The sequence below is a fragment of the Actinomadura hibisca NBRC 15177 genome, assembly GCF_001552635.1.
GTDB classification, from domain to species: domain Bacteria; phylum Actinomycetota; class Actinomycetes; order Streptosporangiales; family Streptosporangiaceae; genus Spirillospora; species Spirillospora hibisca.
Genome location: NZ_BCRO01000011.1, coordinates 135,633 through 159,889 on the forward strand (window position 1 = coordinate 135,633; position 24,257 = coordinate 159,889).

General features: G+C 76.8%; 10 protein-coding genes. 7 read left to right on the top strand and 3 right to left on the bottom strand.

Going from position 1 to position 24,257, the window contains the following annotated elements:
* Position 1: 1 nt before the first annotated feature.
* The 3 genes from AH6_RS05000 to AH6_RS43430 all read right to left on the bottom strand — a co-directional run bounded on the left by AH6_RS05000 (position 2) and on the right by AH6_RS43430 (position 2,483).
* Positions 2 to 1,180 carry a phosphorylase family protein gene (locus tag AH6_RS05000; RefSeq protein WP_067474940.1) on the bottom strand — a complete coding sequence of 393 codons (1,179 nt, stop codon included), beginning with the start codon at positions 1,178 to 1,180 and terminating at the stop codon, positions 2 to 4.
* A 301-nt stretch (positions 1,181 to 1,481) separates the two neighbouring features.
* Positions 1,482 to 2,012, bottom strand: a complete 531-nt coding sequence (locus tag AH6_RS05005; RefSeq protein WP_067474239.1) for a hypothetical protein — start codon at positions 2,010 to 2,012, stop codon at positions 1,482 to 1,484.
* A 171-nt stretch (positions 2,013 to 2,183) separates the two neighbouring features.
* Positions 2,184 to 2,483 (bottom strand): hypothetical protein, encoded by a 300-nt coding sequence (locus AH6_RS43430; RefSeq protein WP_157431272.1) that lies wholly within the window; start codon positions 2,481 to 2,483, stop codon positions 2,184 to 2,186.
* A 516-nt stretch (positions 2,484 to 2,999) separates the two neighbouring features.
* On the opposite strand from AH6_RS43430, the gene AH6_RS05010 reads away from it, so the two are divergent.
* From AH6_RS05010 to AH6_RS05040, 7 genes are read left to right on the top strand one after another with little or no spacing between them, the layout of a single operon-like run.
* Positions 3,000 to 5,324, top strand: a complete 2,325-nt coding sequence (locus AH6_RS05010) for a hypothetical protein (RefSeq protein ID WP_157431273.1) — start codon at positions 3,000 to 3,002, stop codon at positions 5,322 to 5,324.
* Positions 5,309 to 14,806, top strand: coding sequence for a DUF6603 domain-containing protein (locus AH6_RS05015; RefSeq protein WP_157431274.1), 9,498 nt, complete (start codon positions 5,309 to 5,311; stop codon positions 14,804 to 14,806). Before AH6_RS05010 ends, AH6_RS05015 begins: the two co-directional genes overlap by 16 nt.
* The gene (locus tag AH6_RS05020) at positions 14,803 to 16,050 is read left to right on the top strand and encodes a hypothetical protein (protein WP_067474248.1); all 1,248 of its coding nucleotides are present in this window, start codon (positions 14,803 to 14,805) and stop codon (positions 16,048 to 16,050) included. The genes AH6_RS05015 and AH6_RS05020 overlap by 4 nt, the downstream gene beginning before the upstream one ends.
* Positions 16,047 to 16,808 (top strand): hypothetical protein, encoded by a 762-nt coding sequence (locus tag AH6_RS05025; RefSeq protein ID WP_157431275.1) that lies wholly within the window; start codon positions 16,047 to 16,049, stop codon positions 16,806 to 16,808. Before AH6_RS05020 ends, AH6_RS05025 begins: the two co-directional genes overlap by 4 nt.
* Positions 16,805 to 22,069 carry an RICIN domain-containing protein gene (locus AH6_RS05030; RefSeq protein ID WP_157431276.1) on the top strand — a complete coding sequence of 1,755 codons (5,265 nt, stop codon included), beginning with the start codon at positions 16,805 to 16,807 and terminating at the stop codon, positions 22,067 to 22,069. The genes AH6_RS05025 and AH6_RS05030 overlap by 4 nt, the downstream gene beginning before the upstream one ends.
* Complete coding sequence (locus tag AH6_RS43435; protein WP_067474257.1) at positions 22,066 to 22,719, top strand: hypothetical protein; 654 nt, start codon at positions 22,066 to 22,068, stop codon at positions 22,717 to 22,719. Before AH6_RS05030 ends, AH6_RS43435 begins: the two co-directional genes overlap by 4 nt.
* The gene (locus AH6_RS05040; RefSeq protein WP_067474260.1) at positions 22,716 to 23,609 is read left to right on the top strand and encodes an ATP-grasp domain-containing protein; all 894 of its coding nucleotides are present in this window, start codon (positions 22,716 to 22,718) and stop codon (positions 23,607 to 23,609) included. Before AH6_RS43435 ends, AH6_RS05040 begins: the two co-directional genes overlap by 4 nt.
* The last annotated feature ends 648 nt before the right edge of the window (positions 23,610 to 24,257 follow it).

Genomic DNA, 24,257 nt, shown 5'->3' on the forward strand with positions numbered 1-24,257 from the left:
GTCATTCGCCGCTGAGCAGGGGTTCGTCGGAGGCGCGGAGGTCCTGGCTGGGCAGTCCGCCGGGGTGCTCGCGCCGGACCCGGTCCAGGCAGCTCAACGCGATCTCCAGGTGCTGGCGCTTGCTGTTGTTGTAGAACACCGCCGCCTCACCGGCCAGTTTGGGCTCGGCGTGCAGGGGCCGGTCGGAGACGCACAGCAGGGTGGCGTTGGGGATGCGGTAGCGGAAGCCGTTGGCGGCGATCGTGGCGGACTCCATGTCGACCGCCACGCAGCGCGCGGCCCGCATCGTCGCCAGCGGCCGCTGCTGGTTGAGCTCCCAGTTGCGGTTGTCGGTGGTGTAGACGGTGCCCAGCCGGTAGGGGACCCGGCGGTCGTCGAGCTCGTCGAGGAGGAACATGTTGAGCCGCGGCGTGGGGATCACGGGGACCGTGGTCGGCAGCACGTCGTCGAGCACGTGGTCGGCGCGCAGGTAGGCCGTCGCCAGCACGAAGTCGCCGATCTGCTGGTGGTTGCGCAGCCCGCCGCAGTGGCCGATCATCAGCATGGTGTCGGGCCGCAGCACCGCCAGGTGGTCGGTGGCGGTCTTGGCGTTGGCCGGACCCACCCCGATGTTGACGATGCTGACGCCACCGCCGTCCTCGGCCTGGTGGTGCCAGGCGGGCATCTGGACGTTCTCCCGGACCGGGCCCACGGCGTCGGGGAACCGCTCCCGGAACGCCTCGATGTGCATCGCGTAGTTGGTGAACAGCACGTAGCGCTGGAACGACTCCACCGGGGTGCCGCAGTAGTGGGAGAGCCGGTCGAGGGAGAGCGCCATCCGCTCCGGGCCGAACAGGAACAACTTCTTGGCCCGCAGGTCGAACCGTTCCTCGTCCAGCGCCGCGAAGAAGTCCGGGTCGTCGAAGGAGAGGCGGCGGCGCGACGCCCGCACCGTGACGTCCGCGCCCTGGGAGAGCAGGGTGCGGAGCTCACGCCGCAGGTACCACCGGATGGCACCCGGGTGGGCGAACTCGCCGACCAGCCGCGGATTGTGCTTCGACCAGGGGCGGACAACCTCCAGCGCGGCGTACCACCCGTCCCGATCGACCTCTTCGAGCGCGTCGAGCAGCCGGTCCACCGCCGCACCGACCCGCCCCGGCTCCAGACCCGCTCCTTCGACCGTCACCTCAGCTGCCTCCATGCGCACGAGCCCCACCGTAACCGTCACCGATCACGACCCTTACCGCGGCTCCCCCTGGACCGATAGAGCGGAGACGGGCCACGTGAGCGCAGGTCGATGCGGTCAAGGCGTCGCCGGTCGGCCCCGGAACCTCGCGCCCGCAGAGAACCGGGGCCACTTCCCGGCAACAGATTCTCGCGGGCGTTATGGCGGGCTGGGGGAGTAACTCGGCGCTGAAGGGCTGGTGGGGCGGCTTCGTTGTGGCCGCCCCACCGCGGCTGCGCAGGATCTGGTTCGGGAGCAGAGATCCGGCGGGCCGTTGTCAGCAGTGCCTGGTGGTCGGCAGCAGGATCCGGACCTCATCGACGGTGTCGTTGAAGGCGTACGGCTCCTCCAGGGCCTGGCCGGGCCGGAGCGTCCGGGTCCAGTGGCCGGCGTCGCGGTCGTGCAGCCGGACCGGGGAGCAGCTGTTGTTGAGCCAGGAGGAGACGTTGTTGCGGGCGTTGCCGAGGGGGGAGGCCATGGGGAGATCGGAGAGCCGGTACAGGCGCGGTCGGAGGAGGGGGAGCGTGCGCAGGGCATAACCCGGGCCGCTGCGGCCGTAGTCGCGCCACAGGCACAGCGCGAAGCGCGGGCACTGCTCGCCCGGACGCAGCGCACGAGCGCCGGGCGGCAGGAACACGGTGGCGGGCGCTTGGGCGGCGGCGCTGGTGGAGGTGACGGCGGCGTGGGCGGGCGCGGCGGAGACGGTGACGGGAACGGCCGCCGTCAGGGCCGCGGCCCCCAGCAGCAGGACGGTGCGCGGTGGTGCCGACCGAGCGGGCGGTCGGGTGGTCGGGCGGGGGTGCGGCATGGTCGCCTCCTGGGGGGATGGAGCATACGAACCCCTTCATATAACCCTAAGTGATAGATCGGATACAGTCCGCTCGCCTGTTGTGGGGGCCAGAGTTCCCTAGCGCTCCCGCCCGACACCCCAGGGATCTGTGCGACCTGCACGGACAAAGCGGGCCCCAGTGGGACGAGGTCAGGCGGCGGACTGGAGGAGCCACTCGGCGCGGGCGCAGGGCTTGCCACGAAGCGCGACTTCTGTAGCGCCAGGCCTGGTCGCGACCGGCTTCGCGAGGATGAAGCCGGATCCGCTTCCCTGAACGTCGTTTTCGCAGTTCAGGTTGTTGATGGCAGCCCGCACGATGTCCTGCCGCCTGGGCGTCAAGGCCGTCCAGGGCTTCGCGGGGCCGTTTCCACCCGATCGTTGGCGCGGATGCCGGGAAATTCCCGCGATCACCGAAACCCCGCCGATGAGCGGTCGACCGTCGGAGAGCATCCGGATGGTTGTTGTTTCGCAAATCAGGTCAGCCGGGCGTTCGGGCCGGTAAGCGGGCTGGACGGGGCGAACGCATGAGCCGCTCCAGAGCCATTGTTTTCCATAAGTTCTCCGAGGCGGGAACGACCGGAAAAAGGGAGAGGCGAAACCCCTTTGAGCCGGTGATGCGGCCCCGCTGGGCCTGCTGGGCGTCCCAGGTCAGATGTCCCGGGCGTCCTAGGACCGGCGTCCTGGAGTCCCGGGTAAATTGTCACCGGAGGGGGCACAACCGGCCTGCGTTTCACGTATCAATGCGGGTCACGGCCACTTTCGGCGCCCGTCCCGGAATGTCCCCGAAACGGGACATCAGGAATTGGTTGCATCAATCGGAAAGCTGTGTTTTGATCAACCCCCTCGGCTCCCCGGCGGGAATCATGGGAGCCTTTCGCCAGTCGCATGGGGGAAACACATGGTCGGAAATTCTCTGCGTCAGCCTGCCCGGAATCGTTTCGTGCCCGAGTCCCCGCGGGAGGCGGCGTGACTGCCCCGGCGGCCGCGAAACCGGTGTTGAGCAGCGTCAGGGCGGCCGTGGCGGCCAAGCCGCCGGCCCCGCCGGCGCCGCCGCCCCCACCCAGCGAGGTGGAGGCCAACGTCACGCTCTGGAACTTCACCCTGCCCGACGGCACCAGGCCGGACCCGGCGAAGTGGCCCGCGGTGGTCGACGGCCCCCTGGCGGCGCTCACCGCCGACCCGGTGACCGAGGGGATCGGGCCCCGGCGGGTGTCGGCCTTCCTCGGCCTGGGCGCCGACCTGCGCGGGCTCGCCGCGGCGATCGAGCCGATCGTCAACAAGGGCGCGCTGGACCCCAAGGACGCGCCCCAGGGCGCCACCGACCTCAAGCTCACCCAGAACGAGCTGGAGAGGGCCCTGGTGGTCTACCTCGGCCTGCACGTCCCGCCGATGCGGGTGGCCGACTGGCGGGTCGGCCGCCGGATCATCCTGCCGATCGAGGTGGAGGTGGTCCCGCCCGCGACGGCCCCGCGCTGGAAGGTCGGGCGCGCGCAGATGCGGGAGTGGGCCAGGGTGCCCGGTCCCGGCGACGACGCCGCGCTCCAGCATCTGGTGCGCGTGCCGGCGGAGCCGCTGCCCGTGCCGACCGACGCGGGTCACACCCCGCTGGAGGTCGCCGAACGGGTGGCGGCCCGGCTGGGCGCGCTGACCAGGCCGGCCGCCAGGCCCGAGGAGATCGCCGCGCTCGGCGCCGAGGTCCGCGCGAGCGTGCTGGCCAACCCGTTCGAGGGGATCTTCTACGAGATCGAGCTGATGCGGCAGCTCCGCCGCGACCGGGCCGAACTGGAGCTGCCCGTCACCCTGGCGGTCCTGTCCGGCCTCTCCGAGCACCAGGCCGCGGTGACCGGCTGGACGATGGGCGGCAACGCGCTGTTCCGCCGCCTCTGGGACGCGCTGCGCCGCAGGGGCGACGGGGTCCCGGCGGCGGACCGGCCCGCGGTGGCCGCGGCGCGCGGGCTGCTGGCCCGCGCGCTCGGCCTGGCGGCCGACGGGACGGCCGGCTGGTACGCGCCGACCGAGCGCGGCCCGTCGATCCCGCCGGTGGAGGTGTTCCTTGCGGCCGCCCAGCGGACCTACAAGAACAAGAAGGGCAAGGACGTCCACCTGGCGATGGTCTACGGCCGGCTCATCGCGGCCGGTGTCCATGACACGACCGTCGGCCAGAAGTACGTGGGCCCCGCGGAGGCGGGGGACCTGGACCTGGTCGGGTTCGTGGGGGCCGTGCCGGCGTTCCTCGGCCCCGCTCCGGACGCCAAGCGCCTGCAGTGCTGGGACCTGGTCAAGAAGATCGAGCCCAACGAGGGCAAGCTGGACGGCCTGCGGATGGCCGACGAGGGCGTCCTGTCGATCGGCATCCAGCAGTGGACGATCTACAACGACGACGAGCTGACCGTCGTGCTGTACCAGTTCCAGCGCATGGCGCCGGACCACTTCGACCTCTTCTTCGGCATCCGCGGGATGCAGTTGCGGGTCTGGGGGAAGGCGGACACCGAACCCGTCGATGCGGAGATCGACGCGGCCAACCCCTACCTGCGCCCGCGGACCAGGCCGGACCAGCCCGAGACGGCCTGGCGCAGCCGGTACGCGTCGCCGCCGGTCACCGGCTGGGGGGACGCCGGGAACCGGCCCGCCGACGACGGCGTCCCGAGCATGGTCAAGCTGGTGTGGCTGAAGCACAGCGCCCCCGGCGGCCCGGTGGAGACCCCGCAGGTGATCAAGAAGGGCGCGAGCCACCGGTGGCCGCTGTTCGGCGGCGTCAGCGAGCGGGGGGTGGTGAGGTTCGGCCCGCTGTGGGGCGGGCTGTCCCGGCTGGCGGCCCAGGCGTCCCGGGACCTGTGCACCGTGCAGCTCCAGATCGGCGTGTTCCGGTTCCAGCGCCTGTGGGACGACGCGGGCCGGGGCAAGCGGTATCCGATCACCAATCCCTCCGGTGGCCCCACCTACCCCATCCAGCAACTGGTGTCGTCGGAGTTCTTCGCGGCGAATGTGATCGACCAGCACATCAACGCCCCGAAGAACGTGGCCGCCGACCTCGACACCGCCTTCCGCCGCACCCACGCGCGCAAGCCGTACACGCCCACCGCCAACGACGTCGACGTCCACTTCCTCAACCGGATGGCCGTCAACCACCTCGCCGTCCGGCGCGTGTACGGCGGGAACAAGGACACGCGCAACCACAACCTGATCCTCCTGCACGACAAGCCCGTCATCCCGGCGACCGGGAACGACCCGGCCGTCGACCCCGGCCTGAGCGCCACCCCCGGCACCTTCCACGGATGGCCCGACGCATGATCTCCGACACCATGGCGGCCGAGGTCGCCGCCCTCGGCCGGGCCATCGGCCTGTTCGGCGGCCCCTCCGGCGACCTGTCCCTCAACACCGCGTTCTTCGCCGCGCCCGCCGAGCACGTCGCGCGCGTCCTGGCCGACCCCGGGCAGCGCGACGCCGCGCTGGAGGCCCTCGACCTGCTGCTGCCGCACGCGGCGCTGGAGGACGAGACCCGGCTGCACCCGCTGGTGGAGCCCACCGACGTCGGCGGCCTCTACCTCGGCGTGACCCGCACCGGCGCCGGCGCCGCCGCGCGGGTCGTGCTGGACCTGCGGGCCGTCGCCCAGCCCGGCCCGACCGCGCCCCGCGTCACCGCGACCGTGCCCCTGGTGGCCGTCCGCGACGGCGCGCTCGCGGTCGTGACCGGCGACGCGGCCCATCCGGTCGAGCTGGCGGCCACCGTCCTGCTGCCCGGCGACGGCGCCCGGCTGACCGCCGCGTTGTCGGTGGCCGGGACCGGTCCCGGCGGCGGCGCGGCCCGGTTCCGGGTCCGGTTCCGTCCCGGGCCCGGGTCGGCGCTGCCGCCGCTGGACCTGGACCCGGTCGCCGTGCCGGAGGGCCTGGCGCAGCTCGCCGCCGCCCTGGTCGACGCGCTGCTGTCGGCGGCCGACCAGCCGGCGCAGGTGCGCGCCCTGGCCGGGCACCTGACCGGGCTGCTCGGCCTGTCCGGCGGGCTGCCGGCGCTGCCGCTGGCGGGCCTGGTCCACGACCCGGCCGCGATGCGCGGCTGGCTGGCCGGGCTGGCCGGCTCGACCCTGCCCGACGGCCGGTCGGCGCTGGTGGCCTGGCTGCGGCACGTCGCCGGGCTGCTGGGCGACCTGCCGATGGCCGCGCCCGCCACGGGCGCGCCCACCGAGGACCGGCCCGCGGTCCTGCGGCTGACCGCGCCGGGCACCGGCCCGGCCGTGTCGGCCCGGGTGTGGTTGCGGCCCGCGCCCGACAGCGGCACCCCCGTGCTGGTCGTCGCGCTGACCGCCGAGTTCGCCGTCGCCTCGGCCGGCGCGGTCGTCGCCGGTGAGGGGATCCTGCTGGCGCTGCCGCTGCACGGCGACCGCCCCGCCGTGCTCGCCGAGCGCGCGGAGCTGACGGTCCGCCGGGCGGCGGCGTCCGGCCCGCTCGTCCCCGCCGGCCCGGCGACCCACGGGTTCGGGGTGGGCTCGGTGCGGGCCGGGCTGCGCTACGACGCGTCCGGGCTCGCCCCCGTCGTGGAGCTGCGCGACGTCGTCACCCCCGACCACGCGTTCCCCCGCCTGGACCTGACCGACGCGACCGCGCTCGGCACCGCCGCGGCCACCGCGCTGGAAGACGCCCTGGAGGAGGGCTTGGGGGCCGCCGGGCCGTTCGCCACGGCGGCCCGGACGCTGCTGGGCCTGGCCACGGCCCCCGGCGTCGACATCGGCGACCTGGCCACCGCGCCGACCCGCGCGCTGGCCGCCCACTACCGGCGGCTGCGGCAGACCACCGACGGCTGGCCCCGCCTGCTCGCCGCGGTCGGCGGGCTGCTCGGCTCCGGCCGCCCCGACGACCTGACGCCGGTGACCGGTGCCGGCACCGCGGCCGACCCCTGGGTCCTGCCGCTCCGCTGGTGGCCCGGCAACACCGCCGCGACCGGCGGTTTCGCCCTCGCCCTGTGGGACGAGGGGACCGCCGGGTCGCCCCGCCTGCACCTGGGGCTGCGCCTGCGCGCCGCGTCGGCGGCGCAGGCCGCCACCGCCTGGGCGGTGTCGGTCCAGGCCGCGCTGCTGGCGGCCGACCTGGCGCCGGAGGGCGGCGGCGTCCGCTGGCTGGGCGGCGTCCGCGCCGACCTGGCCGTCACCCCGCCCGACGAGGAGCTGGACGACGACCTCGGCCTGACCACCGGCGACCTGCGCGCCTTCGCCGCATGGGCCCCCGGCCGGGCCCTCACGGCGGAGGCGACGCTGGAGGACGTGCGGCTGACGGCCGCGGGCGAGCGGCTCGACCTCGGCACCCTGCGGCTGCCGTCCCGCGCCGACGCCTCCGGCGCGACGTTCGGCCTGGCGGTCAGCCCCGCCCAGGCGGTCCACGTGCTGCGCGCCGTCGTCGCCCGTGCGGCCGCGTCCTGGGCCGGTCCGGGCGGCGGGCTCCTGCCGTCGATCCTGGGCATGGGCCGGTCGGCGGGGCTGCCCGAGGGCGCGCCCGCCGTCGAGCCTCCCGACCCCGACGACGCGGGTTCCCTGCTGGACCGGCCGCTGGAGGCGCTGCGCGCTTGGGCGGCGGCCATGGTCTCCGCGCAGGCGGGCGTCGCCGCGGCGGGCCTGCCCTACCTGTCGGAGGCGCGGTGGCCGTTGCAGGCGTTCCTCACCGGCCGGGTGGGCCTGTTCGAGCACATCGGCCAGGCGGGGCCCGCCCCGGCGGGCCACGGCACCGCCGACGAGCCCTGGACCGTGCCGCTCCAGCCGCACGACCGGCCCGCCGCCGAACTCCTCACCTGGACGCTGCCCGACGGCCCGCCCCAGGAGTGGGCCGAGGCGGTGACCGCGCGCCTGGCGGACGAGACCCTCGACAAGGGCGACGTGGACTACGTGACCGACCTCGCCGCCGACCTGGGCGCGTTCGTCGGCGAGGGCACCGCCGCGCTCGGCTCCGGCGTCGAGGCGGGCGGGGCCCTGCGGCTGCTGCGCGAGCTGTTCAGCGCGGGCGACGGGGTCGTCCCGGCCGACGCCGCCGGGCAGGCGTGGGCCGTCCCGGCGGCGCACCACATGTTGCCCCGGTCCCACGACGCCATCGCGGCCGTGCTCGGCACCGTGCGCTCGCTGACCGCGGGCCTGGGCGCCGTGCCGTGGTCGATCGTGCTGGTCGCCCCCGCCTTCGCCGGGGACGACTGCTGGTCCGGCCTGGTCGCCGCGGCGACCGGGCCCGGCGGGCCGCTGCCCGCGTCCGCCGGGATCGCGACCGTCGACCTGCGCGACATCCCCGACCCGCTGCACGCGGACCTGGGCGCGGTGGGATCCGCGCCGGTGTACGTCGTGCGGCTGGGGGAGAGGCCGGAGCACACCGCCGCCCACCAGGCCGCGCAGCTGCGCCGCGTCCTGGACCGGATCGCCGTCGCCCGGCCCGGCGGGCGCACGGTGCTGGTCGCCCATTCGGTCGCGGGCGTCGCCGCCCGCACGCTCGTCGCCGACCTGGCCGCCCAGGCCAATCAGGCCAACCAGGCCAACCAGGCCGCCGGCCCCGTGCTCGGGCTGGTCACGCTCGGCACGCCGGTCAAACCGGTGGACATCACCGCGCTGACCGGCCCGGACGTGCGCAACGCCGCGCGACTCGTTCGCGGTGCCTTGCCGGGCGGCCTGGGGGAAGAGGCCGCGGACGACATGCTCGCGTTCCTGGCCCCCACGCAGGACGACCTGGACCCGCACGGGCGGGGACGGCCCGCGGCGACCGTCGCGGTGGAGGGGCCCGGACTGCTGCCCGCCGCCCGGTTCGCCGGGGTGCCGGGGACACCGCCCGACGTCGGCGGCACACCCCTGCTGGCCATCGGCGGCGAGCTGCCCGGCGGCACGCTGGCGACGATGCTCGCCGGTGGGATCGCCCGGTCGGCGACCGCGACCGGCGGCGAGGTCACCCACCTCGCCCACGGGGTGCGGATCGGGCTGCCCAAGCCCGCCGGGACGGCCGAAGCGGTCACCGTCGAGACCGACCTGCGGCTTGACCTGGGCCGCGTCCCGGTCGTGGTCGGCGCGCCCGAGCCGCCGACGCCGCCGGCCGGCCTGGTGGTCCGGGTCCGGCTGGCGCGGCGCGGCGGGCCGCTGCTGGACACCGAGACCGGGGCCGTCCCCGAGCGGGGGGCGCGGATCGGGACCCTGGAGGCCACCGTCACGGTGCCCGGCGGCTCCGGCGCGCCGGTGCTGGAGGTCGTGCTCCGGGACGCCGCGCTGGACGGGCGCTGGTCGCACGCCGCGGGCCTGGACGACCCGCGCGCCGCGCCGCTGCTGGCCCGGCTCATCGGGGCGCTCGGCCGGGAGACCCCGGCCGGCGGCGAGCTGGCCGCGTTCCTGGCCCTGCTCGCCGACCTGGGCCTGACCGGCACGGGCCCGACGGGCACGGGCACGGTCTGGATCGCCGACGCGTTCACCGCGCTGGCCACCGACCCCGGGGCCTACCTCGGGCCCCGGCTGGTCACGCTGCTGGATCGCGGCACCGGCCTGTACGGCCTGGTCCGCGCGCCCGGCGCGGACGCCGGGACGGGGCCGTGGCGCTGGCGCTCCCCGGACCTGCCGGTCGAGCTGGTCGTCACCCCGGGCCCGTGGCGGGTCGCGGTCCGCACCACCGGCGCCGGGCTGCCCACCGCGGCCGGTGGCCGGTTCCGCGGCGACGGGGAGATCGTGCTCGGCGGCGCGGCGACCGTGGACTGCGCCCTGTCCCTGGCCGGGCTGGGGCTGGACCGGGCGGGCGGCGGCGCGCCCCGGCTACACGCGCCGTGGCTGGACGGGCCGCTGCCGCTGGACGCCGGACCCGCCGAGCTGCGCGCCGCGCTGGCCCCGCTGGTGCCGCGCCTGGTCGCCGACGTCTGCCTGACCGGCCTGCTCGAACGGGCCGTCGGCGGGTTCGGCCCGGCCGCCGCGCTGTCGCGGCTGCTGCACGACCCGGCGGGCTGGCTGCTGGACGAGCTGCTGGGCGGCGGCGGGTCGGGAACGCCCGATCCCGGCGCGCTGAACCGGGTGCTGGCCGAGCTCGCCGACGCCGCCGGGCTGGCCCGCGACGCGGCCCGGCCGCTGGTGCTGCCCGGCGGCGTGACCGTGCGGGCCGACGCCGTCGCGACCGGCGGGACCAGGCTCTCCCTCGCCACCGGCGCGCCGGTCGCGGTCAACGGGAGCACGCTGGCGCTGTCGGCGGCGGTCACCGTCGCCGGCCGGCACGCCACCGTCGGCGGCACGCTGGAGGTGGACCTGCCGCTGCCGGGCGCCTGGGGGAGCGTCCGCGTCGTCGCCGGGCACGGCCCCGACGGCCCGGTGCTGGCCTTCACCCTGGCGGGGGCGCAGACCACGGTCCACCTGCTGCCCGCCGTCAAGGGCGTCGCCGAGCTGGTCGCGGCGCAGTCCGCGCGGCTGCTGCCGGAGGTCCTGGACGGTCTGACCGCCGCGGCCGCGTCCCCCGCGCCCTCCTCGCTGCTGTCGGACGCCCTCGCCGTCGCGGCGGCGCTGGGCGTCTACGACCCCGCCGCCGGACCCGGGCACGGCTTCGCCGCCAAGGGCGACCGCCTCGCCCGGCTGGCCAGGGCCGCGCCGGGCGGCCCGGACGGGATCACCGCCGCCGGGGTGAGCGCCGCCGCCACCCTGCTGCGCGGGCTGCTCGGCACCACCGCGGTCGCCTCGCCCGCGCCCGGCGCGGTCCGGGTGTCGGCCCCCGTCCCGGGCGGGACCCTCGTCCTGGACGCCGTCGCCGTCCCCGGCTCGGCCCAGCCCGCCCTGCTCGTCGCACTGACCGGCCTGAGCCTCCAGGCGCCGGCCGGCGGGCAGGTCACCGCCGGGGTCACCGCCGACGTGACGGTCGGCCGCTCCGGCACGGCCCGCACCGCCGCCGTCCGGCTCGCGGCCCGGCTGGACACCGGCGCCGGGGTCGTGCTGACACCCCGGCTGGAGGCGTCGGCGGGCTCGGACGGGCGGCTGGCCGTCGCCCTGCGCCCGCTGGGCGACGACCAGGTCGTCGTCGCGCTCGCCCCCGTCCCGGCGGCGATCTCCGCCGCCGACGCGGCCCGGCTCGCGCGGGCGTGGGTCGTCCCGCTGGCGGCCCGGCTGATGATGCGGGCGGCCGACACCTGGCTGTCGCGCCCCCTGTGGGACGGCCCCACCGGCCGCAACACCCGGGACCTGCTGCGCGCGGCGAAGATCGTGGACGACCGGGACCGGCTGCTGCCGCTGCCCGGCCCGGCGGCGGCGCTGCGGGACCTGCTCGGCGTGCTGGACGGGGTCGCCGTCCCGCTGCCGGGCGGCCTGGGCCTGGGCCTGGCCAGGTCCGGCGCCCTGCTGGGCCTGCGCCTCACCGGCCACGCCGAGATCACCGCCGGCGAGCACGCGGTGGAACTGCACGCGGGCCTGCCCGCCGGGACCGGCATCGCCTGGCCCGCCGCGGAGAACGGCGTGACGCTGCTGCTGCTGGACACCGGCGGCACGGAACCGGCGCTGGCCCCCGCGCTGAGGTTCGGCGGGGTCGGCGCGACCGTGCGACGCCGCGACGGCGCCCCCGTCATCGACGCGGGCGGCGTCCGGCTCGGCCACGCGTCCGGCTTCGTCCGCGCGGAGGTCGCGCTGCCGGTCGGCGGGGCCCCGCGCCGGACCACCACCGCGGGCTCGCTCGGGGCGGCGGCCGTGCTCGGCGGCCTGGGGCTGCCGCTGCTGACCGCGCCGGGCCCGGCGGGCGACCCCGTCGCGGGCGGAATCCTGGCGCCCGGCACCGGCGACGGCACCCCGGCCAACCCGCCGATCGACGTGGTGGTCGCCTCCGGCCCGAACGGGCCGCAGGTCGTGCTGAACGGCACCGACGCCGCCGAGCCGCGCTGGCTGCCGGTGCAGAAGTCGTTCGGCCCGCTCCACCTGGACCAGATCGGCCTGGCGCACCGCAAGCTCACCGGCCCCGAGCACGCCGCCCGCCCCGACGCCGTCGCCCTGTTCTTCGACGGCCGCCTCGCCCTGGCGGGCATGTCGATCACACCGGACGGGCTGCGGCTGCTGGTCCCGCTGGACGACCTGGCCGACCCCGGCGAGTGGGAGATCGGCCTGGACGGCCTGGCGATCGCGCTGGACCTGCCCTCGGTGCGGGTCGCCGGGGGCCTCGCCCGGACGGTCGCCAACGGCGTCGCCGAGTACACCGGCGAGCTGTCGGTCGAGGTGGCCGGCCGCGGCTTCACCGCGCTCGGCGGGTACTCCCGGGGGACCGACGGCGTCACCTCGCTGTTCGTCTTCGTCGCGCTGCCGTTCGCGCTGGGCGGCCCGCCCTACCTGTTCGTCGAGGGCCTGGCGGGCGGCGTCGGCTACAACCGGGCGCTGGTGGTCCCCACCGACCCGGTCGCCGCCGCGTCCTTCCCGCTGGTCCAGGCGGTCCAGGAGGGCGGGGTCGGGCGGCCCCGCGACCCCGCCTCCCAGCTCGCCGCGCTGCGCGAGGTCGCCCCGGCCCGCCGGGGCAGCCACTGGGTCGCGGCGGGCGTGCGGTTCTCCAGCTTCGAGCTGGTGCACACCAGCGCCGTCGCCTACGCCGCCCTGGACCGCGGCTTCCAGGTCGGGCTGCTCGGCGTCTCGCGCATGGTGCTGCCGATGGCCGGCCCGGCCATCGCCAACGTCGAGCTGGCGGTCAACGCCCGGTTCGACTCCGCCGAGAGCCTGCTGTCGGTCCGCGCCCAGCTCACCGACAACTCCTGGCTGCTGTCGCGCGACTGCCAGCTCACCGGCGGGTTCGCGTTCGTCGTCTGGTTCCGGGAACGCCGGTTCGTGCTGACCATCGGCGGCTACTCGCCCTGGTTCGACGCCGAGGGCTTCCCGGCGGTGCCGCGCGTCGGCATCCGCTGGGCGGTCTCCAAGCAGGTCTCGGTGAAGGGCGAGGCGTACTTCGCCGTGGTGCCCGGGTTCATGATGTTCGGCGGCCGGATCGAGGCCGCCTACGACACCGACGTCGTCCGGTTGTGGTTCACCGCGTGGCTGGACGTCCTGCTCGGCTGGGACCCGTTCCACTACCGCGTCGACATGGGCGTGGAGGTCGGCGCGACGTTCCGCCTGCGGGTGTGCTTCATCGCCTGCGTCACCATCCGCGTCAGCGTCAGCCTGGGCGTGGCGCTCCGGCTGGAGGGGCCGCCGCTGCACGGCCGCGCCCGGGTGGACCTGGCGGTCGCCTCGGTGACCGTGCACATCGGCGACCCGGCGCCGCCGCCGCCCGCCTACCTGACGTGGCTGGCGTTCAGCCGCCGCTACCTGGCCGGGCCCACCGGCCCGGCCGTGGTGGCGGTGTCGGCGGGCGCGGCCGCCGACACCGGCCCGGCCGCGACCGGGACGAACCCGCCCGACGGGTCGCAGGCCAACCCATGGCCGGTCCAGGCGTCGGCGCGGCTGCGCACCGAGAGCCGCATCCCGGCGACGCGCGCCAAGGTCGGCGACGGCGTCATCCCGCTGACCGGCGTCACCGTCGGCGGGCCCGCGCCGCTGCACCCGACGCCGTGTGGGAACAAGGTCCATCCCTACTTCCGCGTCACCCACCAGGTCACGGTCACCGGCTCCAGCGGGGCCGCGCCGGCTTCGATGGTGGTGACGCCACGGCAGGGCGGCTTCCAGGCGGCGCTGTGGCAGCCCGCCCCCGCGCCCGGCGACCATCCGCAGGACGTGGCCGGCCTGCCCGCGCTCGGCGGCCTCGACCTGGACTTCGTCACCACCGCCTCCGGCGCGCCGGTGACGGTCCGGCCCGACATCACCGCCGCCGCCGTCCCGTTGCCGTTCGGGGCGCCGGCCGCACGCGGCCGGGCGGCTGACACCCCGGCTGACACCCCGGCTGACAGCCCGGCCGCCGCACCGGCCGCCGCACCGGCGCGGCCCGCCCGGGGCCGCCGCGCGGCGGCCTCCGCGGGGCCGAGGCTGATCGGGGTGGTGCACCCCGGCGGACGCCGGGTGACCAGGCCCGCACCGGCCGCCGCGCCCGCGCTCGCCACAACCGGCGAGGCGGTCACGCTCGCCCCGGGGACCGGTCACGTGTGGCGCGTCCCTCCGGGGGAGCGCGCGGGGCTGGCCGTCGAGCACGGCCGGGCGCGGGTGGTGTGCGTGTCCGGGTCCGGGCACGTGCTCGCTGACCGTGTCGTGGACGCCGCGGCGCAGGCGTTCACCCCGCCGGAGGGCACCTCGCACGTCATGGTCGGCGACGTGGCGGGCCCGCCCGCCGGAGCGCCGGGCTGGCACGTCGGGACGCCCGTCGTCCAGGTGCTGCCGGGCGTGGCGCTGGCCGGACGGGCGACGCTGCTGCCCGACGGCCCGGTGCCGATGCCCGCCCTGGCCGACCAGGTCGTCCTGCTCAGCGCCGGGGACCTGCTGCGGGACCGGGGCGGCTGCCGGACGCTGCTGCCGCCCGCCACCACGGTGGTGCAGGTCCTGCTGGAGCGCGCCGACGGCGCCGCCGGGACGGCCGCCGACCTGGACGGCGCCGTCACCATCGACGGCCGCCCCGCCCGCGGCGAGGCCCTGCGCACCGCCTCGGGGATGGGGCTGCTGCTCCCGGTGCCGCCCCGCGAGGACGGCGCGGCGGGCGCGGACCGGCCGGTGCAGGTGGATCTCGAACCGCCGGACGGCTGGTCGGCGGTGGCGGTGCACGCGGTCGCGCGGCGCGAGGACGGGACCGGCACGGAGAACGGGGACGGCGCGGAGAACGGGGACGGCCCGGCGCCCGCCGCGGCCGGGACGCGGCCGGCGGTGGTGCGTTGGACCGCTGCGGCCCACGACGACGAGGGGCGGAAATGACCGAACTGGAACCGGGGCGGATCGACTTCTACGACGGCGTCGCCCCCGGACTGCGCGACGACACCTACCGGGTGCGGGTGACCACCACCGTCGAGCACAGCGCCACCGCCGACCACGCCGGGGCGCAGCCCCTGGAGGTGTTCACCGAGGACCGGTGGGTCAGGGTGGCCGGGGCGAAGTACCGGCTGGACCCGGGCGAGATCCTGTCGGTGTACCCGCCGCCCGACTCGGCGGGGCCGTACACCACCACGCTGGGGCACGTGGTGCTGCGCCGCCGCACCCTGCCCTGGGAGAAGGCGGTGGCCCCCTCCACGAGCACCCCGTGGCTGGCGCTGCTGCTGCTCGACGTGAACGAGGCGACCGTCAACCGCAACGCGGCCGCGCCGGACGGCACCCGCTGCACCACGGTGTCGATGGGCGCGGAGGCGGCGCGCGCCGCGCTGCCGCTGCGGGCCGAGGTGCCGCTGCTGTGCCACGCCCGCCAGGTCGCCCCCGGCGGCCCGGACACCGCGCGCGACGACGACGGATGGGTCGCGGTGGTGATGACCGGCCGCCTCCCGGCCCAGGGACGGACCTACACCATGTGCCTGGTCTCGCTGGCCGACCACGGGGCCGTCCTGGACCGCGCCGGGGTCCCCGCGACCGTCACCCTGCCGGTGCTCCACGACTGGACGTTCACCTCCGGGGAGTCCGGCACCTTCCAGAACGTGGCGGCGCGGGTCGCGCAGGACGCGGCCGCGTTCGGCCTGTCCGCCGGGCGCCCCGCCCGCCTCGCCCATACCCGGCGGGACGGGACGCCGGGCGTCGCCCTGTACCGCGGCCCGATCGTGGGCGTCCCCGGCGGGCCGGCCGTGGCCGCCGAGGGGGAGACCGACGTGAGCCTGTCCACCGCCCGCACGCTCGGCCGGCTGCTGGCCGCCGCCGACCGCTCCCTGGTCCGGGAGCTGAGCGAGTGGTGCCGCCGCGATCTGATGTCGGGCCTGGGCCCGCCCGCGTTCGCGGCCGGACTCGCACCGGGCGACTTCACACCGGGCGACGTCGCGGCCGAGACGGTGGCGCGCCTGGCGGGCGCGACCGCCGACCCGTGGGGCGTCCCCGGCGGCGTCCGCCGCCCGCACGGCGAGGGCGGGACCGCGCCCGCCCCGGCGGAGGCGCGCGGCCCGAACGGCGGCGGGCCCCCGAACGGCGGGCCGCCCGGCACGACCCCGCAGGACACCGAATCCGGCACGAAGGGACGGTCATGAGCGAGACAGGGCGCGCGGCACTCCGGCGGCGCATGGCGGCGGCCCAGGGGCCGGCCGCCGGCGAGCCGCCGCAGGCCGTCACCGAGGCCATCGACCGCTACCACCGGCTGATGGGCATCCCCTTCGACCACATCGTCCCCGACCCGGCGCTGCTGCCCGAGGAGTCGGTCCGCTTCTTCCTCGTGGACGGCGCGTGGCTGGATGCGCTGACCGAGGGCGTGCTGAGCGTCGGCGGCACCGGCAGCCGGGCGAGCGCCCTCGCCGCCCGGCACACCGAGCTGTACCGGAGCAGGATGCGCGCCGCAGCCGCCTCGGGGCCGGTGGCGGGCATGCTGCTGCGCTCCGCCCTGGTGGCGCGGTGGCCGACGACGCAGGTCCTGGCGTTCGCCGATCCGGTGCCGCCGCGCGACGCCAAGCCCGCGGGGCTGTCTCCGATCCCGCCGCTGCGGTTCGAGGCCCTGGCGCCCACGCTGCTGCTGGTGTTGTGGCCGCGGGTGCCGGCCGCGGTCTGGATCGAGGAACCGCACCGCGAACTGGGCCACGGCTTCCACGTCGATCCCCGGACCGGTGGCCTGGTCGTCCCGCCCGCGCCGAACAGCCCGGCGAGCATCCCCGTTCCCACGCGCGCGCCCCGGACCGTCGACGTCGTCGAGCTGGCCGCGCGGGTGGCCGCGCAGCCGGGCCGGGGCGGCAGGGCGGGTTCCGGGCCGCTCGCCGCCGCGCTGCTGAGCCGCCAGTACCGGCAGGTCTTCGAATGAGCGGCAACGGAGGACGACCCACCTCGGGGGAGAACGTGCACGGATCACAGGCAACGCCGGAACCGCGACAGACCACGGCCGCCGCGCCCGACGCCGCCTCATGGCTGCTCGTGCCGGTCGCCCTCGACGTGCTGACCCTGCGCGCCGGTGACGACCCCGCGCCGTGGGCCGACACCGCCATGCGCGCGCCCGACCCGGGCGGCGGCCCGGTGCAGACGCTCCAGGCCGACCCGTTCGGCGACCGGGCGGCGCCCCGGGCCACCGGCGCGTACCTGCACTGGGCGGTCCCCGACGCGCTCACCCACGCCGAGCAGGCGCCGCCCGCCGGCGGCGAGCCGGGGCCGGTGGCCTTCCCCGCCCTGCCCGAGCGGTGGCTGGTGGCCAGGCTGTCGGCGAAGGCGGGCCCCAAGCCCCGCGCCGTCCGCGCCTGGCTCCTGGACGCCGCCGGGGCCGCGCCCGGCGCCCCTCCCACGGTCACCCCGCTGGAGCAGTGGACCGCGCCCGCGCCCGGCGCGGTGCCCGCCAAGCCCCTCACCGCGCTCGGCCACGGCGACCTCGGCTGGGCGGCCTACTACGACAACGTCGAGGGCCGGCTCGGTTTCCACGACCCCCTCACCGACGCCGAAGGACCCGTCGCCTACCTGGTGTGCGGCTGGTACGCCCACCCGGAGCTGGACCCGCTGCGCCGCGCCGGCCCCGTGGGCTGGAAGGCGCTCACCGACCACCTCGCCGACCAGCGCTGGCGGCTGCCCGGCGACCAGTACAACGGGCTGGCCCCCACGCCCGGCGGCCTCCTCCTGCACGGCGGCGCGGTGTCGATCGGCTGGCCCGGGACCGGCTGGAACGGCGACCTCGGCGGTGTGCTGTCCGCCGAGACCGACCACCGGCCCGACCCGGCGGCGGTCCGGCTGGCGCTGGCCGAGTCCCTGGTGGACGCCCTGGCCGCGCTGGCGGCCGAGGACGGCGACGCGGCCGGCCGGCTGACCGCCGTCCGCGCGTTCCTCGCCCAGGCCGACGGCGAGGCCGACGCCGGTGGCGGGACCGGCCCCGACGGGCGGGCCCGCCTGACCGCCGCGCTGCACGCGATGCGGTTCGGCGCGGCTCCGGACGTGCCGCACCAGGAGACCATCTGGCAGGCCGCCGACCCGCGGCCCTCCACCGACCCGGCCGCCCCGGCCGCCCCCGGCGGCGCGGTGGCCGGGCAGTTCGTCGGCGTCGAGCGGGCCCGGCCCCGGCTGTTCGAGGCCGCCGACCCGGTGCTGGTCGTCCAGGGCGGCGGCCGCAGCTTCAAGCACGGCGGCGACGGCCGATTCGAGGGCGACGCCCGGCTCACCGTCCGGCTCGGCGGCATGACGGTCGCCAGCCTCGGCGCCGCCGCCGACGGCACCGGCGGCCCGCCCGCCGGGCGGCTGGACGGGAGCCTGCTGCGCACCGGCGTCCCGGCGCTGTGCCAGGACCTGCTGGTCGAGCTGGCCGCGCTGGACCCCGGCTCCGCCCCGCCGCCCGTGGGGAACGGGCGGGCCCCGGCGCTGGCCCGCACCGACTGGTGGGCGACCTGGGACCCCTCGACGCCCCCGGCCGCCAACGGCGGCGCGCTGCCCTCGCCGGTCGCGGTGACCCCGCCCGCGCGCCCCTGGAACCCGCTGCACGCCGACTGGGAGCTGCGCTACGAGCCGCTCGCCGCGACCGGCTGGCGGCTCGGCGACACCGACCTGGAAGGGGCGCCCCGGCCCCCGGTGGCCGAGCCCGCCAGGACGTTCCGGGGCCGCGCGCCGCTGGCCGCGGGCCCCGCGTCCGTGCTGGCCGGCGCGACCCTGCGCGCCCAGCGCAGAGCCGCCGCCACCGGCCCGGCCGCCGCACCCGCGCTGCCCGCGCTGCCCGCCGAGCGGGTCGAGCTGCTCGACCTGCTCGGCGGCCGTCTGGACGGGCTGATGAGCATGCTGCGCGGCGAGCGGCAGGGCGACCTGGTCGGCGACGGCGCCAGGCCGCCGCTGCTGACCCCGCCCCCGCCGCTGCGCGCGGGCCGCGCCAGGCTGACCCGGCTGCGCCTGGTGGACACCTACGGCCAGGTCGTCGAGATGGCCTCCGGCGCCCGCTCCGCCGGTCCGCCGACACTGGTCCCGCCGTCCGCCGTCGCGGGCGACGACCCGGGCGCCCTCACCCTGGCCCCCCGCTTCACCGCCCCGGCCCGGGTGACCCTGCGCTACGTCGCCGCCGACGGCCGCGCCGACGCCACCGGCGCCACCGTCGAGGCCGACGACACCACCAGCCCCGTCGCCGGGTTCCTGGTGCCCGACTTCGTGGACGGCTCGGCGGAGTTCTTCGACCCGGCGGGCGGCGGCCTCGGCCGGCTGCGCGCCGGCGGCACCGGCACGACCGTCTGGGAGGACGACCCCGCCCGGCCCGGCCGCCCCGGCAGGCTGGGCGCCGACCCGGCCGACGCCATCCCGCACCCGGCCCTGGCGGGCCTGGCCACCGGCGTCGTCGCGGCCGACCGCCGCGGCGGCCCCCACGACCCGACGGCGCTGTCATCGCTGCTCAAGGTCGTCGACACGACCTGGTGGACGATCGACTTCACCGGCGAGGCGGGCGAGGAGCACCTGGCCATGCTGCTGGGCCACCCCGTCGCGGTCCTGCGCGCCGAGCTGCTGGTCGAGGTCGACGACCCGGCCGCCGACCCCGCCCTGGGCGGGGTCCCGGTCGAGGTGGCGCTGGGCGCCCTGGACCGCTTCGAGGACGGCCTGGTCGGCTACCTGGCCGACGCCGACCCCGGCGTCCTGCGCGTCGTCGACCCCGCCGTGCTGGCGGCCGCCCGCGACTCCGGCGACCCGCTGGCCGACCGGTACGTCACCGGCGACCCGCTGATCGTGCGGCCCGGCGTCCCGGTGCCGCTGACGCTGCTGGTGGCGCCCAACTGCCAGGTCCACGTGCGGACCGGGCTGCTGCCGGCCAAGGCCGTCGGCATGCGCCGCTCCTGGATGGCCGAGCCGCTGGCCAAGATGACGCCCACCTTCCGGCACGGCCCGGTCCTGGCCGACGCCGAGCACCGCCGGCTGCCACTGCCCGCCGACGTGCACGGCACCTGGACGTGGCTGCACCGCGCCGACCCCCACACCTGGGCCGCCGACGAGGTGACGGTGCTGCCGCCCGGCGGCGCGGGCGCCGCCGAGGGCAGCCCGCCGGTCCGCGCGCCCCGCGTCGAGGAGGGCTGGCTGCGGCTGGGCCTGGTGGACGCGAGCTGGGAGCAGTACGCCGTCCGGGTGGACGTCGAGGCGGTCAGCCAGGTGCCCCGGGCCGTGCCCGGCAGCCCGATCAGGCGGATCGGCGGCTCCGGCGGCGGCCGGTCCTGGTCGCTGAGCGCGCAGCACGCCATGGAGCTGATCCGCAGCGGCCGGTTCGACTTCTGGATGCAGCCGCGGGTCAACGGCCACCCGGGCGGGCTCCCGCAGGGCGACGCCCGGCGGATCCGCGTGGTGACCGACGCCCAGGGCCGTCCCGCCCTCACCACCACCACCGCGGGCGACCCCGACGACCCGCTGCTCACCCTCCCCGAGACGGGCGTCCCGGAGATCAAGATCTTCGACCCGGCCAACCCGGCCGCCCACGACCCCAAGGACGGGTACCGCCGCCACACCCTGGCCGCCCGGCACAACGGCAACCACCTCGACGTCACCGGCGGCGCGCACGTCGTCGACCCCTACGTCGAGATCATCACCTGGCCGCTGCACGGCGGCACCAACCAGCAGTGGGCGTTCCGGTGGCACGACCGCGCCCACTTCACCATCGCCGCCTGGAGCAGCGGGCTGCTGATGACCGTCGGCGCGCTGGAGAAACCCGACCTGGCCGCGGTGTTCCAGGCCCCGCCGCCACAACCCGGCGCGCCCGCCGCCACGCAACTCTGGCAGCCGGTCTCCACCGGCGACGGCCACCTGGTCATCTACCTCAAGGGCACCACCCGGTGCCTGGGCGTCGAGGGCGGACCCGAATGGACGCACAGCGGCCTGCGCGCGGTGGTCAGCGAGTACCAGGGACTGCCCAACCAGCAGTGGAAGATCCGCCCGGTCGACATCGACGCCCCGACCCCCGACGCCACCGCCCTGTCGCTCAGCGTGCCGCAGACCCTGTACACCTCGCAGGTGGAGACCCTGACGGTGCGGGTCCGCAACACCGGCAACAGCGCGTGGCGGCCCGAGTCCGGGCACGCGCTGCTGCCCGCCGGCGGATTCACCCAGCTCGTCTACGTCAAGGCGGGCAGCAACACCCAGCGCCTGTCGGCCGTCCCCGTCCCGTCGACGGTGCAGCCCGGCCAGGAGGTGACGATGACCTTCCCGGCCGCGGGCGGGACCACCCCGGCCACGCTCACCGGTTCGTTCCGGATGGGCAGGGTGAACGGGGCCGGCGGTGTCATCGAGACCTGGGGCCAGCCGACCCCGGACCGGACGATCACGGTCGCGCAGGTCACCGGCGCCCAGCTGTCGGCCACCCTCTCGGCGGCCACGCCGCCCGGCGCGATCGTCGCGGGGGACACCCCGTACGTGTGGTTCACCGTCCAGAACACCGGCACCGCCACCTGGTACCGGGAGATGAACCACCGGATGATCAACCTGCACGGGCCGTCGGGCGACCCCCTGGGCCCGACCGACATGGCCCTCAGCACCAGCCCGGTGCGTCCGGGACAGACCGTGCGCGCCGGAGCCCAGCTCCACCCCGACGTCCCGGGGACCCACCAGCTCCGGACGCAGATGGCGCAGTCGGCGCCCTTCGGCGCCCTCTCGCCCGCCTACCCGGTGGTCGTCGTCGGCATGACCAACGTGACGCAGGGGAACGGCACGGCCTTCCCGACCGGCTGGACCGAGGGGCACGCGGCCTCCATCCGGACCGTGCTGAACGCCCCGGCGCCGCGCCCGGTGCAGGTGACCGTCCGGCTGGGCGACACCCCGCTGGAAACGGTCACCGTGCCCCAGGGCTCCACCGCCTCCCCGGCGGTCGCGCTGGACCTCCCGGCGGGCCGGCACACCATCACCGTGCTCTGCGCGACCCAGGTGATCACCAGGCAGGTCCACGTCACCGAGCCCAAGGACCTGGAGAAGCCCGACTCGGACAAGATCGCCTTCAAGGAGAAGGACCACGACCAGCCGCCGCTGAGCGACCCCGGCGACGCGGCCCCCGACGACGGGACCGGCGCCGTCCCGTGGATCCGCGCGGCCGACCGCCCCGACGTCGGCGGCCACCTCTACGACGACGAACCCGCGAGCGAATGATCGTCATCGTCTCCGGAAACGGCCACCGCCCGGCCCGGCCCCTGCTGCGGGGGCTGGGCGGGGCACGGCTCGTCACCCCCCGCGCCCTCACCGGCCCCGGCACCCGCTGCGACCCCGCCGACCTGACCGCCGCCACCCTCGGCACCCGCCGGGGACCGCTGGCGGCCGGCGACGTCACCGCCGTGCTGGCGTGCCTGCCCGCCGTCACCCCGCGGGACCTGCCGCACATCGCCGGACCCGAACGCGGCTTCGTCGCGGCCGAACTGACAGCGCTGCTGGCACTCTGGCTCCAGGCCCCGGCACTGGTCGTCAACCGCCCGGTGCCCGGCGCGTTGTGCGGCCGGGGCCTGGACGGCGACGACGCCCGGTGCGCCGCGATGCAAGCGGGCCTCCCCGTCGCGGCCCCCACCAGGACCGGGGCCCGGCTCACCCTGGTCGGCGACCGGATCCTGCCCGCCACCGCCGACCCGACCGCGGCCGAACTGGTCCGCACCCTCGCCAAAACCCTGGACGCCACGGTCCTGTGCGCACGCCTGGCACGAGAACCCGAACGCGGATGGTGCGTCCAGGGGGTGGAGCCCTGGTGGCAGGCCGCCGACCACGAGGCCACCACCGCCCTCGGCGCACTGATCGCGGAAGGAGCACGATGATCCTGCTGTGGGGACACCCGGACGAACGCCCCTTCGCCCGGGTGCTCCAAGCCCTGCGCGCACGCGGCGCCGAGCCCCTGATCCTGGACCAGCGCCGCCCGCTGGCGGTGGCGGCCGGCGGCACCGCCGTGCACACCGCGGGCGGCCGCTGGGACCTCGCGGACGTGACGGCGGCCTACCTGCGCCCGTACGACGCGACCCGGCTGCGCGCCGTCACCGCGTCCCCGGCGCGCACGGCCCTGACCCGGCACGCCCGCAGCGCCGCACCCGCCCTGTGCGCCTGGGCGGACCACGCGCCCGCCCTGGTGGTCAACCGCCCATCGGCGACGGCGACCAACGCCGCCAAGGCATCCCAGGGCCTGTCGATCGAGGCGGCCGGGTTCGCGGTGCCGCCCAGCCTGGTCACCGACGACGCGCAGGCGCTGGCCGAGTTCGCCGCCGAGCACGGGGCGGTCGTCGCGAAGCCCGGCAGCGGCGTCCGGGCCCGCGTCGCGCTCGCCGACCTCGACGACCCCGAGCGGATGGCCCGCCTGGCCACCTGCCCCACGTTGTTCCAGCGCCACATCCCGGGCGAGGACGTGCGCGTCCACGTCGTCGGCGACCGGACCTTCGCGGTCCGGCTCACCTCCGACGCCATCGACTACCGCGTCCGCGACGCCGCCCTGGAGCAGAGCACCACCGAACTGCCCGGCGACCTCCCCGAACGCTGCGTGGCCCTCGCCCGCGCCCTGGGACTGGTGGTCGCGGGCATCGACCTGCGGATGACCCCGGAAGGCGACTGGTTCTGCTTCGAGGCCAACCCGGCCCCCGCCTTCACCTTCTTCGCGGGCGCCGACCACGTGGCCGAAGCCATGGCCGACCTGCTCCACGCGCACCGGCCGAGGACGTAGCCCCTTGCCCGAGCCCGCAGAACGGTGCGTGCCACTCGTCGGTGCCGGCCAGGCCGACGTCCCGGGCCGGGGGGAGTGGGCGCGTGCCCCGGCGTCGCGACCGGCAAGATCGCGTGGCATGGACGGACGCGGTGTCAGGAGACCACTCCGAACGCACCGAGGCGCAGCGCGTTGATGCGGCCGACAACACCACAAACCGTACAGAAGCTGAATTCTGTCCGGTATATCGCCGATGTTCTCAGCTTCCGAGCCAGGCCGCGATCAAGAGGGTTTTCGTCCTGCGAGGCATCCATGCGTCGAAACCAGAACCACCGGCCGTCGCCAGAGCCGCCCCCGCTTACCGGTCGAACCCGCCCCATGGACGGCGCCCGGGAACCGGCGGTGTCGGCGGAGTCGCCGAACAGATCGTGTGTCGCGCGGTCCGTTCCGCTGACCTGGAGAAGCGGATCAACTACTTTGAGTGAGCGGAGTGGCACGAGATCCGGCCGCTCCGCATCCGCGGGTGTGTTCGCTCGTCCTGCGCCGGGGTGTCGAAACGGGTGATCTCCTGACCGTCCCGCCGCTTCTCCGAAGAAGGGTGGCCGGATGGCGGGATCGCCCGGACCGGCGCACCGGCCCCGGCAGGGTCGGCGACGCGCGCCCGCCGGT